Raw genomic sequence first — 16,430 nt, 5'->3', positions numbered from 1 at the left:
TGCACGGGGCCATAAACCCCGCGTTTACCCTGATGCCAGCGACAGCAGACTGACAGCTTGGCTGGCGACCATTGCGCGCAGCCCAGGTGGTGCGCAGGTCCCTTCCCTGTGCATGCCGCCACAGGCTGACTGCGTTGCTTCGGCGTGGCAACGCGCAAGCAACCCAGTCAGAGCGCTCCCGCAGCGGCCTGAGATCTGGTTCCCGACGCCCTTCCTGCCTTCCCTCTTGTCAAAGGACTTTCCATGTCTGCAGCCATCGACCGCCGCCGTGCCCTTGCCCAATCCGTTGCGACCGCCCTGGCCTGGACTGCGCTCGGCCCCTCTGTCTGGGCGCAGAGCGCTGCGACAGCAGCCCGTCCTGCCCCTGCAGCCGCCAAGCCTGCCAAGCTGGCGGGCACCGTGCGCATCGTGATCCCTGCCAATGCCGGTGGCGGCTGGGACCAGACAGGCCGAGCCCTCGGAGCAGCCATGGTCGCAGCCGGCGCTGCGGACCAGGTGGAATACGAAAACATCGGTGGCAAGGGCGGCACCATCGGCCTGGCCAAATACGCCGAAAAGTACAGCAACGACCCCAACACGCTGCTGATGGGTGGCATGGTGATGGTGGGCGCAGTTGCGCTGCAAAAGCCTGCAGTGGACATGACACAGATCCAGCCCCTGGCGCGGCTCACCAGCGACTATCTGGTGGCGGCCGTGGCGGCCAACTCGCCCATCAAGACCACCAAGGACCTCGCCGATGCGCTGCGTGCCGACCTCAAGGCCGTGCCGATTGCCGGCGGTTCGGCCGGTGGTGTGGACCACATCTACGCAGGCGTGCTGGCCCGCGCCGCCAAGGCCAACCCGGAGGGGCTGGTCTACAAACCCTTCCCTGGCGGTGCCGAGGTGGTCGAGGCCGTGCTGTCGGGCAACGCAGCCCTGGGTTTGTCGGGCTACAGCGAGTTCAACGATGCCATTGCCAGCGGCAAGCTGCGCGCCGTGGGCGTGTCGTCGCGCCGCAGCGTCTTTGGCCTGCCGTCGTTCCGCGAACAAGGGCTGGATGCCGTGATGGCGAACTGGCGTGGCGTGTTCACCGGCAAGGGCGTGTCCGCCGCACGCACGGCAGAGATGCTGGCCGCCGTCGAGGCCGCCACCCGCCATGAATCCTGGCTGCGCACGCTCAAGCAGAACCGGTGGGAACCCTCTTGGCTCACCGGCAAGGATTTGGCAGAGTTCATGGAACTGGACCTCACCACCGCCCGCGTGATGGTCTATTTGCTCAAGCTGAAGGCCTGATCTCACCACCAGGCCCTCCTGGCCCGCTGCAGAACCTTTGGAGCCTCTGATGAAAATGTCCAACTACTCCATCGGCGCACGCATGGCCACGGCCCTGGGCCTGGTGCTGGCCCTGCTGCTGGGGGCCGCGCTGTTCGGCATCGCCGCTCTGTACCGAACGCTGGGCACCTACGACACCACGGTGCAACAGCGCGTGGCGCAGGAGCGTGCCGTGAGCCGCATGGAAAGCGAGTTCAAGACCCAAGTGCTGGAGTGGAAGAACACCCTGCTGCGAGGCGAGGACTCGCGCAAGCGCGAGCTGCACTGGAATGCCTTCCAGGCCAGTGAAAAACGGGTGGCCGATGCGGCCAAGGCGCTGGAGCCCCAGCTGACCGACGCGCAGGAAAAGGCGGCGCTGCAAAAGTTCACCCAGGCCCACGCCCAGATGGCGCAGGGCTACCGCAAGGGCTTTGAGGTGTTCCAGTCGCTGGGCTTTGTGCCCTCGGCGGGTGATGCGGACGTGGCCGACATCGACCAGGGCCCTGCCAAGCTGCTCACCGAGCTGAGCCAGCAGGTGGCCGCCAGCAGTGCAGCCATCGCCCAGGAGGCTGCGCAGGACGCCCGGCGCGCACTGTTCAGCAGCCTGGTGGCACTCGCGCTGGTCACGGCGCTGGGCGCCTGCGCGGGCTGGCTGCTCACCCGCTCGGTGGTGCGCCCCCTGGGGGTGGCGGTGTCGGTGGCGCACAAGGTGGCGGCGGGCGATCTCACCACCCGCATCGAGGTGGAGGGCACGGATGAACCCGCGCGCCTGCTGGAGGCGTTGCGCGCCATGCAGGACAACCTGGAAAACGTGGTCTCTGGCGTGCGCAGCAATGCCGAGGGCGTAGCCAGCGCCAGTGCTGAAATCGCGCAGGGCAATGCCGACCTGAGCATGCGCACCGAAGAGCAGGCATCGTCGCTGGACGAAACCACCTCGTCGATGCAGCAGCTGCAATCCACGGTGCAGCAGAACGCCTCCAACGCCCAGCGCGCGAACGAACTGGCGCGCAACGGCGCCACCGTGGCGCAGAGGGGGGGTGACGTGGTCACGCAGATGGTGGAGGTGGTCCAGGGCATCCAGGACAGCTCGCGCCGCATTGCCGACATCATTGGCGTCATCGACGGCATCGCATTCCAGACCAACATCCTCGCGCTCAATGCCGCCGTCGAGGCCGCGCGCGCCGGTGAACAGGGCCGGGGCTTTGCCGTGGTGGCCAGCGAGGTGCGCAACCTCGCCACCCGCAGCGCCAGCGCCGCACGCGAGATCAAGCAGCTCATCCAGACCAGCGTGGAGCGCGTGCAGGCCGGCTCGGACCTGGCGCGCAATGCAGGCACCACCATGGCCGAGGTGGTGTCGTCCATCCGGGGTGTGAGCGCGCTGATGGAAGAGATCAGCCAGGCCAGCGCCGCGCAGACCAGCGACATGCTGCGCGTGACGCAGGCCATCGTGCGCATGGACGAGGCGACACAGCAGAACGCCGCCCTGGTCGAAGAAAGCGCCGCTGCCGCAGGCAGCCTGAGCGGGCAAGCGCAGCAACTGGTGGAGGCCGTGGAGGTGTTCCGCCTGCGCCACGCCCATCCCGCGCTCCCCGCGCCGCGCGCCTGATATCGGGTGCCGCAAGGCAGTTGCACATCACACCGCACCCGCGGTGGCACTGCAGCCCTGCGGGCGCAGGGCCACGGCGGCCATGCAAATGCTATCAATATAATAGCTACTAAGGCATATTGCACTAGCGCAAGCGCCCGAAAACCCTCAAAACCTGCCTGATGCTGCGCGAAAACACGCTGCAGGCAGCCCCCTGCGCTGCGTCAGTCGATCTTCACGTTCGCGTTCTTCACCACCTGCGCCATGCGCGCTGCTTCGCTGCGGAAGAAGGCGGCGGCCGGCTCGGGCGGCGTGAGCTTGATCTCGTAGCCCTGCGCAATCAGCGCGTCACGCGCCTCGGGGATCTCCATGGCGGCCTTGAAGCCGTTGTACAGCCGCGCCAGCTCAGCCTTGGGCAGGCCCGCAGGCGCCACGGGGGCGATCCACCCGTCCAGCTCATAGCCTGGCAGGCCTTGTTCGGCAATGGTGGGCACGCCCGGCAGTGCCGCCACGCGGGTGGCCGTGGTCACCCCCAGGGCCCGCAAGGCGCCTGCCTTGATGTGCGCAGCCGCCGGTGCCACTGCCACCACCCCCAGCTGCACCTGCCCGCCCAGGATGTCGTTCATCAGCGGGCCCATGCCCCGGTAGGGGATGTGCTTGATGTCGAGCTTGGCCTGGTCCACGAACATGGCCGCACCCAGGTGCAGGATGGTGCCGTTGCCCGACGAGCCGTAGTTGAGCACGCCGGGTTTGGACTTGGCCAGCGCGATCAGCTCCTGCACCGTCTTGGCGGGCACCGCAGGGTGCGCGACCAGCACAAACGGCGTGGCGCCCAGGATGGTGATGGGGGTGATGTCGGCCAGCGAGTCGAACGGAATGTTCTTGTACACGCTGGGGTTGACCACGTGGTTGTTGGACACCACGCCGATCACCGAGCCGTCCTTGGGCGCACGCACGATCTGCGTGGTGCCGGTGATGCCGCCCGCGCCCGGAAGGTTCTCGATGACGATGGGCTGGCCCAGCGCCTTGGCCAGGCTGGTGCTGATGGCGCGGATGGCGCCGTCTGCCCCCGAGCCCGCCGACAGCGGCAGGATCACGCGCAGCGGCTTGCCGTCGCCCTGGGCACGCGCCATGCGGGGCAGGCCCCAGGCGGCGGCGCCCAGCGCGGCCGCGCCGGTGGCCAGGGCCTGGCGGCGCGTGAGCACGCCATGGCGGGCGGGCGCGATGCGGTGCATGTCAAAAGCAGGGGTGGGCTGGGGCACGGTTGTCTCCGGTAGTGGGGTTGGAATCCGGGGCCTGCGGTCTGCGCCGCGTGGGTTGCCCCGGTCGTCAAGGAAAAATCAGGCAATGGCCCCGGTGGCTTGCAGCGCGGCCACTTCATCGGCCGTGTAGCCCAGGCCCTGCAGCAGCTGCGCCGTGTGCTGGCCCAGGCGCGGCGGGTCGCAGCGCACATCGAGCCGCTGGCCGTCCATGCGCAGCGGCATCAGCGTGATCTGCGCGGTCTGCCCGGCACGTTCGCCATCGGGCAGCGTGATGTCGGCAAGGCCCCCCGTGGCTTGCAGGTGCGGGTCGTCAAACAGTTCTTCGGGCCGGCGGATGGGTGCAAACGGCAGGCCGTGGCGCTCGAAGATCGCGGCCAGCTCGTCCGCCGTGCGCTGCGCCAGCCGCTCGCGCAGCACCGGCATCAGCGTGGGGCGGGCGCGCACACGGTCGTTGTTGGTGGCCAGGCCGGTGTCGGCCTTCAGGTCGCCATAGCCCATGGCGTCGCAGAAGGTCTGCCACTGCGCATCGCTCACGGCGGCCAAAAAGATCTGCCCGCCGTCCTTCACGCTGAACACGTCGTACACGGCCCAGGACGAGATGCGGTCGGGCATGGGCGCCGCCGGTTTGCCGGTGACGGCGTACTGCATCATGTGCTGGCCGACCAGGAACACGTTGTTCTCGAACAGGGCCGAGTCCACCTCCTGCCCGCGCCCGGTGATGCCGCGCTGCATCAGCGCCGCCATGGCACCGATGGCACCGAACATGCCGCCCATGATGTCGTTCACGCTGCTGCCTGCGCGCAGCGGGTCGCCGGGGCGGCCGGTCATGTAGGCCAGGCCGCCCATCATCTGCACCACCTCGTCCAGCGCCGTGCGGTGCTCGTAGGGGCCGGGCAAGAAGCCGGTGTGGTTGACGTAGATGAGGCGCGGGTTGACCTGGCTCAGCGCGGCATAGTCCAGGCCGTATTTCGTCATCACGCCGGGCTTGAAGTTCTGCGCCACCACGTCGGCCGATGCGGCCAGCTTGCGCGCCACCGCCAGGCCCTCGGGGCTGCGCAGGTCGATCGCAATGCTCTTCTTGTTGCGGTTGAACATGGGGAAGAAGCCCGCGCCCGCGCCCAGCAGGTGGCGCGTGCGGTCGCCGTCCACGGGCTCGACCTTGATGACCTCGGCCCCCAGGTCGGCCAGCACCATGCCGCAGGTGGGGCCCATGACCATGTGGGTGAACTCCACCACGCGCAGGCCTTCCAGCGGCAGGCGGGGGGACGAGAGAGAGGCGGATGTGTCGTGCATGTTCAGAGCGTTCAGAAAGGGGTTCAGGCCGTTGATGCTTCGCGCAGCACGGCGGGTGCGGCATTCTGCGGCAGCCCGGCCTGCCAGAGGGTGCCATGCAGGGTCTCGCCCGCCAACCATCCGGCCACGCGCTGGCGCAGCGCGAGCAGCGCAGTCACATCGATGCCGGTGGCAATGCCCATGCGCTCCAGCATGAACACGAGGTCTTCGGTGGTGACATTGCCGCTGGCGCCCGGCGCGTGCGGGCAGCCGCCGATGCCCGCCAGGCAGGCATCAAAGCGGGTGATGCCTGCCTGCCAGGCGGCATACACATTGGCCAGGCCCATGCCGCGCGTGTCGTGGAAGTGCGCGCAGGCCAGGCGGTCGCCCACAAGCGCACTTGCATTGCCAAACAGGCGGGCGACCGCAGCCGGGTCAGCATAGCCCACGGTGTCGGCCAGGCTCACGCGGTCAGCGCCCGCATCCAGCAGCGCCTGCATCAGGCGCAGCACTTCGCTCTCAGCCACCTCGCCCTGCAGGGTGCAGCCAAAGGCCGTGCCCACGCCGCCCTCGATCAGGGTGCGGCTGCCGCTCGCGTCGCGCAGTGATCGGATACGCGCGACCTCGGCCACCACCTCGTCGGGGGTCTTGCGCAGGTTGGCCAGGCTGTGGGCGTGGCTTGCGGACAGAGGCACGATCATCAGGTCGGCGCCCTGCTCCAGCGCGCGCTCGGCGCCTTTGATGTTGGGCACCAGCACCGAGGCCACCAGGCCGGGCAACGTTTTGGCGTGGGCCAGCACCTCGGCCGTGTCGGCCAGCTGGGGCAGCAGCCGGGCGGGCACAAAGGAGCCCACCTCGATCTCGCGCTGGCCGGCGGCGTAGGCAGCGTTGATCCATTCGATCTTGTGCGCGGTGGACACCACCGTGGCGATGCTTTGCAGGCCGTCGCGCAGGCCGACTTCGCGGACGATGGCACGGGCCACCGGGGGCTGCTGGTCGGATGGGATCGGTGAGGTGTGCACGGGATGTCTCTTTCGGGTGGGTCTGGGCAAGATTCTAAAAATTCCCGAATGAATCAGAAAATACATCTCGGAAGCCGCAACATTCCCAAAAGGAACATCACAACCATGGAGGTTTGCCATGCGCGACCTGGACTTGCAGACCCTGCGCCTCTTTGCCGCCGTGTGCGAGCAGCGCAGCATCGCGCGTGTGGCAGAGCAGGAGTCCATCGTGGGCTCGGCGATCAGCAAGCGGCTGGCGCAGCTGGAAGACACGGTGGGCACACCGCTGCTGCTGCGCAAGCGCCGGGGCGTGGTGCCAACGCCTGCCGGCGAGACGCTGCTGGAGCATGCCCGCACCATGCTGGCCAGCGTGGGGCAGATCGAGCGCGACATGGCCGCCTACGCCACCGGCACGCGGGGCCATGTGCGCATGCTGGTCACAGCCTCGGTCATGGCCGAGTCGCTGGCCGACGATGTGGCGGCCTTTCTGCAAGACCCGGCACACCGCAACATCCAGATCAGCCTGGAGGAACGCGTGAGCCCGGACGTGGTGCAAGGCGTGCGCGACGGCAGCGCGTCCATCGGCATCTGCTGGGACGCAGCCGACCTGTCGGGCCTGGAAACCAGCGCCTACCGCAGCGACCACCTGGCTGTGGTAGCACACGAGTCGCACCCCGTGGCCCAGCTGCAGAGCGTGCGGTTTGCCGACGTGCTGGAGCACGAATTCGTCAGCATGCCCGCGCTCAGTGCAGTGCAGGTGCTGCTGGCGCGCGCCGCTGCGGTGGAGGGAAAAATGCTGGCCCACCGCGTGCTGGTGTCCAACTTTGACGCCGCGCTGTGCGTGGTGCGCGCCAACCTCGCCATCAGCGTGGTGCCGCGCGAAGTGGCCCAGCCGTTTGCCCAGCTGGCACCGGTGCGCATCGTCCCGCTGAGCGACCCCTGGGCCCAGCGGCGCTTTGCCATCTGCTATCGCAGCGCCCAGTGGCTGCCCCCCGCCGCCCAGTTGCTGGTCGCGCATCTGGCGGGGCTGGGGCGCAGCTGACAGGGGCCGAAAACCGTGGCCCTGTCGCAACAGTTTGATACGCAACATTGTATTTTTCGCCACTAGCGCATGTGTGCTGTGCGTTCTGAGCTACTAAACTTGTAGCAAAATGGGTTCCGCGCTATAGTCTCAGCGCATCAGCGGGCCCGGTTGACGGCCACCTGCACTGAATCCAGATCCAACACTTGCGCGAGGAGAAGCGTCCATGAGCTCCAAAGAAAATGCTTCCATCAACCAGCTTTTCGAGAAACTTGAATGCCGCTATGCGCTGCGCGTGCTGTGGGCCCTGAAGGACGGCCACCCCCAGACGTTCCGCCTGCTGCAGGACAGCGTGGGTGGCATCACCCCCAACACGCTCAACACCCGCATCAAAGAGCTGCGCGAAGCCGGTTTTGTGGACCATGGCAGCGACGGCTACACCGTCACCCCCTCGGGCGCTGACCTGCTCAAGCGCCTGTCGGACGTGCAGGCCTTTGCCACCCGCTGGGTCGCAGGCCGCGCCAAGAAGGCCTGAGCCCTCTTCCCTCCCCCTGCTCGCCCTGCCCCGCAGGGAAAAGCCCCGCCGGACCTCCGCGCGGGGCTTTCGTTAAAATAGGGGTCAAAATAGCTTCAAGCGCACTCAAAACATGCGCTTGAAGCTATATTTTTAATAGCAAACAAGGAACTCCCATGGCACTGACCACCACTGCATCCGGCCTGCAATACGAAGACACCACCGTGGGCGAAGGCGCCGAAGCCACCAAGGGCCAGAACGTGTCGGTGCACTACACCGGCTGGCTGTACAACAACGGTGAGCAAGGTGCCAAGTTCGACTCCAGCCGCGACCGCAACGACCCTTTTGAATTTGCACTGGGCGCCGGCATGGTCATCAAGGGCTGGGACGAAGGCGTACAGGGCATGAAGATCGGCGGCCAGCGCACGCTGATCATCCCCGCCGCCCTGGGCTACGGTGCGCGCGGTGCGGGCGGCGTGATCCCCCCGAACGCCACGCTCAAGTTCGACGTGGAACTGCTCAAGGTGGGCCGCTGATCTCAGCCCCCTTCCGGTCTACATCGGCAAAACAAAAGCGGCCCTCGGGCCGCTTTTTTCATGCCCGCGCATCTTGCAAACGGGCTGTGGCTGTGGAGCCCTCTGGCTCCTATCCGTCGAGACCAGTCCGGAACCCCGGGGCCTCAATCAAACAGCGCCTTGTCCAGCCGCTCGAACTTGGCATCACCCACCGCCTCCCGGATTTTGGGGGCCAGTGCTGCCAGGTCTTCAAAACTGCCTGCGCCCTCCACCGCGAGGTTCAAGCGAAACCCGCGCAAGCCCAGCGCCGCCGTCAGCTCCGTGGCGATGGGATACGCCGCCTGGTAGCGCTCCATGGGCGAACGCCCCGAGCCTTCGACGGGCGACGCCACCGTGCCCAGATCGGTGGCGGGAGCCTCTGCCAGCGTGGCGGAGGCAAGGGGTGCACCGGCAGCAACGGAGCCTACGACTGCGGCAGTCATCTGCCCACCCACCGGCGCCAACAGCCCCTGGGCGATCATGGCCTGCACATCGTCCTGCGTGATGCCCATGGCCGCCGTGGCCGCCAAAATCTCCCCCGTGGTGCGCTTGCCGTCAAAAAGAATGAAGGCCGAGCGCTGGCGCGAGCTCAGGCTGCCGTGACGGTCCTTGAGTGCTTCCTGGCCTGCGGGGGTTTTGACGAGAACCATGAGTCTCCTAGTAGTGAGCAGTCGCGGGGGACGCCGCAAGGCTATCACCTGCGAACCAGAATCCCATGTTTTGGCACCTCTGCAAATCGGGGTTTACACATAACCCCCGCGCGGCGCCAACCCCTCACATCTCCGAGCGAATGCGTGGCAGCGGAGGTGCAGGCCGGGTGATCCAGCTGACCACCAAGGTAACGAGCAGGCCACAGGGCACACCAAACACCCCGGCCGAAATGGGCTGGATGCCGAACCACAACCCATCGGCCAGCAGCCAGCGCGGCAGCGCCTGCATGGCGGGCACATGCGACAGCATGTAGTACACCGTGATGGCCAGCCCGCCCAGCATGCCCGCCACCGCGCCTTGCCGCGTGGTGCCCCGCCAGAAGATTCCCAGCACCATCACCGGCACAAACGCCGACGCCGCCAGCGAGAAGGACGCCGACACCATGGGCAGGATTTCGGATGGCTTGAGCGCCGCCACAAACGCAGCCGACAAGGCCACGGCCAGCAGCGTGAACTTGGTCAGGATCACCCGCTGCTCGGGCGACGCCTGGCGGCGCGTGTCCTGGAAATACAGGTCGCGCACGAGCGCATTGCTGATGGTGAGCAGCAAGCCGTCGGCCGTGGACAGCGCCGCTGCCAGGCCCCCTGCCGCCACCAGGCCCGACACCACGTACGGCAGCCCACCCAGTTCGGGCGTGGCCAGCATGATGAGGTCAGCCCCCAGCCGGATCTCGCCAAACTGGATCAGGCCATCGCCGTTCACGTCTTCCACCGACAGCAGCGAGCTGTCCACCCGCGCCCACTGCGCCATCCAGGTAGGCAGGGCCTCAAAACTGCTGCCCACCAGGTTCTGCATGACCTCGAACTTCACCAGCACCGCCAGCGCGGGCGCACTGAGGTACAGCAGCGCAATGAAAAACAGCGACCAGCCCACCGACGCACGGGCCGCAGACACCGTGGGCGATGTGTAGTAGCGGGTCAGCAGGTGGGGCAGCCCGGCGGTGCCCACCATCAGGCAGAACATCAGCGCCAGAAAATTACGGCGCGTGAGCTCGTAGTCGCGTTGCTCCTCGGGGGTGCCGTGGGGGTCGCCGGCATAGGCCTGGCTGTGGGGCGGCAGCCCGCCCAAAGGACGCGCGCGCTCGTAGTTCTCGCGCATTTCGCGGGTCCAGCGCTCGCGGGCAGCTGCCGCATCGCGGGGCAGCGCCGCCAGCTCGCGGCTGGCGGAGACGATCAGGCCCACATCAGCATTCTGCGCACGCAGGGCCCGGATGCGCTCACGACCCTTTTCGCGTTCCCGCTCCAGGGCCGCATCCACATCCTGCAGGCGCGCTTCGAAGTCCTTGGCGCGCTGCAGGTAAGCCTGCACCACCTGGTGTTCGGCCGGGGAGTCGAGCAGCTGTGCCTCCAGGTCGGCAATCTTGCTGATCTGCGCGCCATATACCAATGGCGCCAGCGGGTTGCCCAGCTGCTTGTACGCCAGCCACGACACCGGGATCATGAACGCAAGCAGCAGCACGACATACTGCGCCACCTGCGTCCAGGTGATGGCCCGCATGCCGCCCAGGAATGAGCACAACAACACCCCGCCCAGGCCCAGCATGATGCCGATCTCGAACTGCACGCCGGTGAGGCGCGACGCAATCAGCCCCACGCCGTAGATCTGCGCCACCACGTAAGTGAACGAGCACAACACGGCCGCCAGTGCGGCAATGACACGCGGCCAGCGCCCGCCAAAACGCACGTGAAAAAAGTCGGGCACGGTGTACAGGCCCATGGCGCGCAGGTGTGGGGCGATGAGCATGGCCACCAGGCAAAAGCCCCCCGTCCACCCCAGCAGATAAGCCAGGCCACCGGCCTGCCCCGGCGTGCCCGAAAAGCCCTGCAGGTACAGCGCGCCCGACAGACTGATGAACGAGGCCGCACTCATCCAGTCGGCCGCCGTCGCCATGCCGTTGTACATGGGCGGAATGCGCCGCCCTGCCACGTAGTAGTCCTCAGGGTCCGTCGTGCGGCCGTACACGCCGATGCCGGCATACACCATGACGGTGAGGAACAGAAAAATCGGGCCGATCCAGTGGCGCGACAGCCCCTGGTGTTCAGCCCAGGTCATCATTGCCAGAAAGCCCAGCACCCCCGCCACGTACAGCGCCAGAATACGGTGCAGCCGCCACAAATAGGCGCGGTCCGCCTCGGCGCTGCCTGGCTTGCGCTCAGCCATGGGCGCGGTCTTCTGCGGGAGGGGCGGAAAGCTCCAACGCCTCGCGTTGCTGCTGGTCCTGCCGCTCAAAGTGGTTCATGGCCCAGCCGTAGGCGACCACGATGGCGATGAACACCAGCACAGCGCCCTGCGCCGCAATCCAGTAGCCCAGAGGCCAGCCCCCCACCACCAGTACCTGCAGGTCCCGGGCGAAGTAGGTGGCCCCAAAAGACACCAGGGCCCACAGCAGGAGCAAACCTGCTTTGAGCCACAGGTGGCGCACGTCGTGCAAGTCGGGGGGAAACGGCCCCGCCATCTCGGCGTCGGCGGGGCGGGTAGCGGGCTGCTGCAACGGCATCACTGGCGCGGCATCACGGACGCGATGGCGGGTGGTGCAGTTGGCACATGGCAGCCCGGTCGGTGCGTCAGCCTGCCAGTTGCTGCCAGGTGGCAATCACGCTGTCGGGGTTGAGCGAAATCGACGAAATGCCTTCCTTGGCCAGCCACTGCGCAAAGTCAGGGTGGTCGCTGGGGCCCTGGCCGCAGATGCCGATGTACTTGCCCTGGGCCAGGCAGGCCTTGATGGCCTGATGGATCAGTGCCTCGACAGCCGGGTCGCGTTCGTCAAAGTCCTGCGCCAGCAGCTCCAGGCCCGAGTCACGGTCCAGGCCCAGCGTGAGCTGGGTCAGGTCGTTGGAGCCGATGGAGAAGCCGTCGAAGAACTCCAGGAAACGCTCGGCCAGGATGGCATTGCTGGGCACCTCGCACATCATGATGACCTTGAGGTCGTCCTTGCCACGCTGCAGGCCATGGCTGGCCAGCAGCTTGGTCACCCGTTCGGCCTGGCCCAGCGTACGCACAAAGGGCACCATCACCTGCACGTTGGTCAGGCCCATGTCGTTGCGCACGCGCTTCAAGGCTTCACATTCCATCGCAAAGGCTTCGCCGAAGTCTTCGCTGATGTAGCGGGCGGCGCCACGGAAGCCGAGCATCGGGTTTTCTTCCTCGGGCTCGTAGCGGCTGCCGCCGATCAGCTTGCGGTACTCGTTGGACTTGAAGTCAGACAAGCGCACGATGACGGGCTTGGGCCAGAAGGCAGCAGCGATGGTGGCCACGCCTTCAGCGACCTTGTCCACGTAGAACGCGCGGGGCGATGCATGGCCACGGGCCACGGATTCCACGGCCTTCTTCAGGTCGGCATCGATCTGGGGGTAGTCCAGGATCGCCTTGGGGTGCACACCAATGTTGTTGTTGATGATGAACTCGAGCCGCGCCAGGCCAACGCCTTCGTTGGGCAGCTGGGCAAAATCAAACGCCAGCTGGGGGTTGCCCACGTTCATCATGATCTTGGTCTTGATGGGGGGCATCGCGCCGCGCTGCACTTCGGTGACTTCGGTTTCGAGCAGGCCGTCATAGATCTTGCCCGTGTCGCCCTCGGAGCAGCTCACCGTGACCAGCGTGCCATCCTTCAGACGCTCGGTCGCGTCGCCACAGCCCACGACGGCGGGAATGCCCAGCTCGCGCGCAATGATGGCGGCATGGCACGTGCGGCCACCCCGGTTGGTGACGATGGCGCTGGCACGCTTCATCACGGGCTCCCAGTTGGGGTCCGTCATGTCGGTGACCAGCACATCGCCCGGCTGAACCTTGTCCATCTCGGAAATGTTGTGCACCAGGCGCACCGGGCCGGTGCCAATCTTCTGGCCGATGGCGCGGCCCTCGGCCAGCACGGTGCCCTGGCCCTTGAGCTTGTAGCGCAGCTCGGCCTGGCCCTTGGCCTGGCTCTTCACGGTTTCAGGCCGTGCCTGCAGGATGTAGAGCTGGCCGTCGGTGCCGTCCTTGCCCCACTCGATGTCCATGGGGCGGCCGTAGTGCTGCTCGATCACCAGCGCGTAGCGGGCCAGTTGCTCCACGTCGGCGTCGGTCAGCGAGTAGCGGTTGCGCTGCTCGGTGGGCACATCAATGGTCTTGACCAGCTTGCCGCTGGCGGCCTTTTCTTCAGGCGTGGAGAACACCATCTGGATCAGCTTGCTGCCCAGGTTGCGGCGGATCAGCGCCTTCTTGCCTGCCTGGAGCATGGGCTTGTGCACGTAGAACTCGTCGGGGTTCACGGCGCCCTGCACCACCGTCTCGCCCAGGCCGTAGCTGCTGGTGATGAAGACAACGTCCTCAAAGCCGGATTCGGTGTCGATGGTGAACATCACGCCGGCGGCGCCCAGGTCGGAGCGCACCATGCGCTGCACACCGGCCGACAGGGCCACCACATCGTGCTCGAAGCCCTTGTGCACACGGTAGGAAATGGCGCGGTCGTTGTACAGCGACGCAAACACTTCCTTCATCTTGTGCATGACTTCGTCGATGCCCACCACGTTCAGGAAGGTTTCCTGCTGGCCGGCAAACGATGCGTCGGGCAAGTCCTCGGCCGTGGCGGACGAGCGCACGGCAAATGAGGCGGCGGGGTTGCCAGCACTCAGCTTGGCAAATTCGTCGGCGATGGCCTTTTGCAGGTCGGCCGGGAAGGGCTGGGCCTCAACCATGGCGCGAATCTCGGCACCGACCTGTGCGAGGGCGCGCACGTCCTCGGTATCCAGGCTTTTGAGCTTGGCGCTGATGCGGTCGGCCAGGCCGTCGTAGGCCAGGAACTCGCGGAACGCGTGGGCGGTGGTGGCAAAGCCCGTGGGCACGCGCACACCCTGCGGCAGCTGGGAGATCATCTCGCCGAGGCTGGCGTTTTTACCGCCAACTGCCTCGACATCGGTCATTCTCAGGTTTTCAAACGGTACGACCAGGGCGGTCGGGCTGAAAAGTGCAGACATGGGAAAGCTCCAGAAGTTGAAACCGGGTCTGCGCGCCTGCCCCCTGAGAGCGATGGGCGAGCGGCCATGCACAGGCTGCAGCTTTGTCGTTGTGGTTGTAGGCCGACGGTGTGCATGGTGAGAATTGGATAATTGTGACAATTGTAGGCCCGCGCATCTGGCATCGGGCTGACGCTTTCACGCGACTGACGCAAAACGGGGAATTGCCACTTCTTTGTGGTGTCCACCCGGCTGGCGCAAGCCGCATCCAAAAAAAGGGGCTCCATGCACTCGCGCACCGTATTTTTTGTCTCTGACGGCACCGGCATCACCGCCGAAACCTTCGGCAACGCCATCCTGGCCCAGTTCGAGATGAAGCCGCGCCATGTGCGCCTGCCATTCATCGACACCGTGGACAAGGCGCACCAGGCGGTGCGGCAGATCAACCACACCGCAGAGGTCGAGGGCAAGAAGCCCATCGTTTTCACCACGCTGGTCAACATGGATGTTCTCAAGGTCATCCAGGAGGGCTGCAAGGGCATGCTGCTGGACATGTTCGGCACCTTTGTGCACCCGCTGGAGGAAGAGCTGGGCATCAAGTCGCACCACCGCGTGGGGCGCTTCAGCGACGTGAGCCGCAGCAAGGAGTACACGGACCGCATTGAAGCCATCAACTTCAGCCTGGCCCATGACGACGGCCAGAGCAACCGCGACCTGGCGGGGGCCGATGTGATCCTGGTGGGCGTGAGCCGCAGCGGCAAAACCCCTACCAGCCTGTACCTGGCCATGCAATGTGGCCTGAAAGCCGCCAACTACCCCCTGATCCCCGAGGATTTCGAGCGCCGCCAGCTGCCCCCGGCCCTGGTGCCGTTTCGCAGCAAGATCTTTGGCCTGACCATCAGCCCCGACCGCCTGGCCGAGATCCGCGCCGAGCGTCGCCCCAACTCCAAATACGCCAGCATCGAAAACTGCCGCGCCGAAGTGGCCGAGGCCGAAGCCATGATGCGCCGCGCGGGCATCCGGTGGCTGTCCACCACCACCAAATCGATTGAAGAGATTGCGACGACCATCCTGCAGGAGGTGCGGCCGGAGCGGCTGGTGTATTGAACAGCGTAGGGTGACAACGCTGCCACCAACCGACAACCACCAACCCCTCGGTGGGGCGATCAGAATGTTGAATAAAAACCCGGCCTACCGCTTCACTTACAAGAAAAGCAAGCTACAGATAACATAGCAATTTCTAAGTGAGCCAACGGCGCAACCTGGCGTGCGCCGCTGGCTCGCCCCACAGATCACGGTAACCCACCGCCAACGGTACCGTCGCCCCCAAACAGCTCAAACACCATCCCGCGCAGCCACTGATTGACGGGTTCGCGGTGCACCTTGGCGTGCCAAAACACGCTGATGGGAGCGTCAGGCAGTTTGACGGGGTGCGTGCGCAGCACCAGGCCAAAGGGCTCGACCAGCTTGAGCGCCAGCCGCTCGGGCACCGTCGCCACCAGCGCCGTGCTTTGGAGGATGTGGCCCACGCTCACAAAGTGCGGCACGCTCAGCCGCACCAGGCGGTCGATGCCGGCTTTCTGGATCAGCTCGTCAACCTTGCCGTGCCCCGTGCCCGCCGACACGATCACCAAGTGCTCTGCCGCCTTGTAGTCCGACAACAGCAGCTTGGGCCGGTCCAGCGCGTGGCCCTTGCGAAACAGACACACATAGCGCTGGCGGAACAAGCGCCGCTGGAAGAACCCGGCTTTCAGCTGCGGCAGCAGGCCGATGGCCAGGTCCACCTTGCCAGCCTCCATGTCTTCGCGCAGATGGGCAGCGTTGTTGCGCACGGTGTTCAGCGTGACGCCCGGCGCCTCCCGCCCCAGGCGCTCCAGCAGCGCGGGCAAAAAGACGATCTCGCCAATGTCCGTCATGCCAATGGTGATGGTGCGCTTGAGCGTAGCGGGCGTGAACTGTGTGCGCTGGTTCAGCCCGCTGTGGATCATGCCCAACGCATAGCCCACGGATTCGCCCAATTGCTCTGCAAAAGGCGTGGGCACCATGCCGCCCGAGGTGCGCAAGAACAGCTCGTCGCCAAAAATGCGCCGCAGCTTGGCCAGCGCATTGCTGACAGCAGGCTGCGTCAGACCCAGGTTGTCGGCCACTTTCGACACGCGCCGCTCGACCATGAGTTGCTGAAACAGCACCAGCAGGTTCAGGTCGATATCCGATAGCTCCATCGCCACTCCATCAGCTTGCGTGATATGAAGTGGCGATGGTATTGCAGCCAGTGATTCGCTGGCG

At 66.1% G+C, this 16,430-nt stretch carries 14 protein-coding genes; 6 read left to right on the top strand and 8 right to left on the bottom strand.

Features of this window, described 5'->3' with window-relative positions:
- Positions 1–243: 243 nt before the first annotated feature.
- On the top strand, positions 244–1,272 hold the full coding sequence (locus ASC83_RS11005) for a tripartite tricarboxylate transporter substrate binding protein (protein ID WP_056061910.1): 1,029 nt from the start codon (positions 244–246) through the stop codon (positions 1,270–1,272).
- A gap of 49 nt (positions 1,273–1,321) precedes the next feature.
- Positions 1,322–2,896, top strand: coding sequence for a methyl-accepting chemotaxis protein (locus ASC83_RS11000; protein WP_056061906.1), 1,575 nt, complete (start codon positions 1,322–1,324; stop codon positions 2,894–2,896).
- Positions 2,897–3,099: 203 nt separating this feature from the next.
- Here ASC83_RS11000 and ASC83_RS10995 read toward each other — a convergent pair whose 3' ends face one another.
- From ASC83_RS10995 to ASC83_RS10985, 3 genes are all read right to left on the bottom strand, one after another.
- Positions 3,100–4,110, bottom strand: coding sequence for a tripartite tricarboxylate transporter substrate binding protein (locus ASC83_RS10995; protein WP_056062185.1), 1,011 nt, complete (start codon positions 4,108–4,110; stop codon positions 3,100–3,102).
- 105 nt (positions 4,111–4,215) lie between these two features.
- The gene (locus ASC83_RS10990) at positions 4,216–5,430 is read right to left on the bottom strand and encodes a CaiB/BaiF CoA-transferase family protein (RefSeq protein WP_056061903.1); all 1,215 of its coding nucleotides are present in this window, start codon (positions 5,428–5,430) and stop codon (positions 4,216–4,218) included.
- A gap of 23 nt (positions 5,431–5,453) precedes the next feature.
- On the bottom strand, positions 5,454–6,431 hold the full coding sequence (locus ASC83_RS10985; protein ID WP_200938919.1) for a hydroxymethylglutaryl-CoA lyase: 978 nt from the start codon (positions 6,429–6,431) through the stop codon (positions 5,454–5,456).
- A gap of 118 nt (positions 6,432–6,549) precedes the next feature.
- Between ASC83_RS10985 and ASC83_RS10980 the strand changes: the two genes are divergently transcribed.
- The 3 genes from ASC83_RS10980 (at position 6,550) to ASC83_RS10970 (ending at position 8,481) form a co-directional block, all read left to right on the top strand.
- Positions 6,550–7,452, top strand: a complete 903-nt coding sequence (locus ASC83_RS10980; RefSeq protein WP_056061900.1) for a LysR family transcriptional regulator — start codon at positions 6,550–6,552, stop codon at positions 7,450–7,452.
- 205 nt (positions 7,453–7,657) lie between these two features.
- The gene (locus ASC83_RS10975) at positions 7,658–7,966 is read left to right on the top strand and encodes a helix-turn-helix domain-containing protein (protein ID WP_015013381.1); all 309 of its coding nucleotides are present in this window, start codon (positions 7,658–7,660) and stop codon (positions 7,964–7,966) included.
- A gap of 155 nt (positions 7,967–8,121) precedes the next feature.
- On the top strand, positions 8,122–8,481 hold the full coding sequence (locus ASC83_RS10970) for an FKBP-type peptidyl-prolyl cis-trans isomerase (protein ID WP_056061897.1): 360 nt from the start codon (positions 8,122–8,124) through the stop codon (positions 8,479–8,481).
- 143 nt (positions 8,482–8,624) lie between these two features.
- Here ASC83_RS10970 and ASC83_RS10965 read toward each other — a convergent pair whose 3' ends face one another.
- The 4 genes from ASC83_RS10965 to ppsA all read right to left on the bottom strand — a co-directional run bounded on the left by ASC83_RS10965 (position 8,625) and on the right by ppsA (position 14,165).
- Positions 8,625–9,149: a hypothetical protein gene (locus tag ASC83_RS10965; RefSeq protein WP_056061895.1), complete on the bottom strand. Its 525-nt coding sequence runs from the start codon at positions 9,147–9,149 to the stop codon at positions 8,625–8,627.
- 124 nt (positions 9,150–9,273) lie between these two features.
- On the bottom strand, positions 9,274–11,370 hold the full coding sequence (locus tag ASC83_RS10960) for a VC_2705 family sodium/solute symporter (RefSeq protein ID WP_056061893.1): 2,097 nt from the start codon (positions 11,368–11,370) through the stop codon (positions 9,274–9,276).
- Complete coding sequence (locus ASC83_RS10955) at positions 11,363–11,707, bottom strand: DUF4212 domain-containing protein (RefSeq protein ID WP_056061890.1); 345 nt, start codon at positions 11,705–11,707, stop codon at positions 11,363–11,365. Before ASC83_RS10955 ends, ASC83_RS10960 begins: the two co-directional genes overlap by 8 nt.
- Before the next feature lie 67 nt (positions 11,708–11,774).
- On the bottom strand, positions 11,775–14,165 hold the full coding sequence (ppsA, locus tag ASC83_RS10950; RefSeq protein ID WP_056061886.1) for a phosphoenolpyruvate synthase: 2,391 nt from the start codon (positions 14,163–14,165) through the stop codon (positions 11,775–11,777).
- 264 nt (positions 14,166–14,429) lie between these two features.
- Between ppsA and ASC83_RS10945 the strand changes: the two genes are divergently transcribed.
- Positions 14,430–15,251: a pyruvate, water dikinase regulatory protein gene (locus ASC83_RS10945; protein WP_056061884.1), complete on the top strand. Its 822-nt coding sequence runs from the start codon at positions 14,430–14,432 to the stop codon at positions 15,249–15,251.
- A gap of 185 nt (positions 15,252–15,436) precedes the next feature.
- Here the strand turns inward: ASC83_RS10945 and ASC83_RS10940 are convergent, their stop codons facing one another.
- On the bottom strand, positions 15,437–16,366 hold the full coding sequence (locus tag ASC83_RS10940; RefSeq protein WP_056061881.1) for a LysR family transcriptional regulator: 930 nt from the start codon (positions 16,364–16,366) through the stop codon (positions 15,437–15,439).
- Between the last annotated feature and the right edge of the window lie 64 nt (positions 16,367–16,430).

The organism is Acidovorax sp. Root402, assembly GCF_001425125.1.
Lineage (GTDB): Bacteria > Pseudomonadota > Gammaproteobacteria > Burkholderiales > Burkholderiaceae_C > Acidovorax > Acidovorax delafieldii.
The sequence above is the reverse complement of the archived record's forward strand: the minus strand, read 5'-3'. Positions and strand labels throughout refer to the sequence as shown.

Excerpts from the sequence above, each read along its gene's own strand:
- ASC83_RS10975 (WP_015013381.1), top strand. The coding sequence starts at position 7,658 with ATGAGCTCCAAAGAAAATGCTTCCATCAACCAGCTTTTCGAGAAACTT.
- ASC83_RS10980 (WP_056061900.1), top strand. The coding sequence starts at position 6,550 with ATGCGCGACCTGGACTTGCAGACCCTGCGCCTCTTTGCCGCCGTGTGC.
- ASC83_RS10965 (WP_056061895.1), bottom strand. The coding sequence starts at position 9,149 with ATGGTTCTCGTCAAAACCCCCGCAGGCCAGGAAGCACTCAAGGACCGT.
- ASC83_RS10970 (WP_056061897.1), top strand. The coding sequence starts at position 8,122 with ATGGCACTGACCACCACTGCATCCGGCCTGCAATACGAAGACACCACC.
- ASC83_RS10995 (WP_056062185.1), bottom strand. The coding sequence starts at position 4,110 with ATGCACCGCATCGCGCCCGCCCGCCATGGCGTGCTCACGCGCCGCCAG.
- ASC83_RS10955 (WP_056061890.1), bottom strand. The coding sequence starts at position 11,707 with ATGCCGTTGCAGCAGCCCGCTACCCGCCCCGCCGACGCCGAGATGGCG.
- ASC83_RS11005 (WP_056061910.1), top strand. The coding sequence starts at position 244 with ATGTCTGCAGCCATCGACCGCCGCCGTGCCCTTGCCCAATCCGTTGCG.
- ASC83_RS10960 (WP_056061893.1), bottom strand. The coding sequence starts at position 11,370 with ATGGCTGAGCGCAAGCCAGGCAGCGCCGAGGCGGACCGCGCCTATTTG.
- ASC83_RS10945 (WP_056061884.1), top strand. The coding sequence starts at position 14,430 with ATGCACTCGCGCACCGTATTTTTTGTCTCTGACGGCACCGGCATCACC.
- ASC83_RS10990 (WP_056061903.1), bottom strand. The coding sequence starts at position 5,430 with ATGCACGACACATCCGCCTCTCTCTCGTCCCCCCGCCTGCCGCTGGAA.
- ASC83_RS11000 (WP_056061906.1), top strand. The coding sequence starts at position 1,322 with ATGAAAATGTCCAACTACTCCATCGGCGCACGCATGGCCACGGCCCTG.
- ASC83_RS10940 (WP_056061881.1), bottom strand. The coding sequence starts at position 16,366 with ATGGAGCTATCGGATATCGACCTGAACCTGCTGGTGCTGTTTCAGCAA.
- ppsA (WP_056061886.1), bottom strand. The coding sequence starts at position 14,165 with ATGTCTGCACTTTTCAGCCCGACCGCCCTGGTCGTACCGTTTGAAAAC.